The sequence below is a fragment of the Aerococcus sp. L_32 genome, from assembly GCF_050689315.1.
This window is the reverse complement of sequence record NZ_JBOEQF010000940.1, coordinates 1-721: the sequence shown is the minus strand read 5'-3', so window position 1 is coordinate 721 and position 721 is coordinate 1. Positions and strand designations below refer to the sequence as shown.

The following is a 721-nucleotide window of genomic DNA, read 5'->3' as shown; positions in this document are numbered from 1 at the left end:
TGGTGATGCGCCAATTTTCTCATCCCGTAAAGTAGACAACAAACAAGTTTTTTTCGGTTTCAACACAGAAGACCAGTCAAAAGACTTCCTAGCAGACAACAATACTGATGGTGTTATCTGTCCGAACTGTGAACATGTTTTACATTACCACAGCATTACCTACAGCAACCTTGGTGACTATTTCTGTCCTAACTGTGGCGTGAGTCGTCCAGAATTAACTTACCAAGTAGAAGAAATTAATGAATTAACACCGGAATCAGCTAGCTTTACAATTGGTGGCTACCAATACAGTATTCCAGTTGCTGGTTTATATAATGTCTACAACGCTTTATCAGCCTATTCACTAGGCCGGTATTTTGGTGTCAGCCAAGCAGATATCGCTGAAGGATTGCAAGGGGCTAAACGTATTTTCGGGCGTCAAGAAGCCATCAACGTGGAAGGTCACGACTTACGGATTAACCTTATCAAAAACCCTGTAGGTCTAAACCAAATCATCGAATTATGTCTTTTAGAAAAAGCACCATATACCCTGATTTCAGTTTTAAATGACCGTCCCGCTGACGGCCAAGATGTATCCTGGATTTGGGATGGTAACTTTGAAAAACTAGCCGAAATGGACAATATTGAAGCTTCTTATGTGGCAGGTATTCGTGTGGCTGACTTGTCTAAACGTATGGCAGTCGCTGGCTTTAACCAAAACCAATTAATCCAGTTAGAAGAT

Annotated in this window: 1 protein-coding gene; it reads left to right on the top strand. The window is 41.2% G+C overall.

The window, feature by feature from the left end; translation table 11 throughout:
- Positions 1–721, top strand: a 721-nt coding sequence (locus tag ACRCJ0_RS17495) for a MurT ligase domain-containing protein (protein ID WP_431391427.1), incomplete at both ends; no start/stop codon positions are given.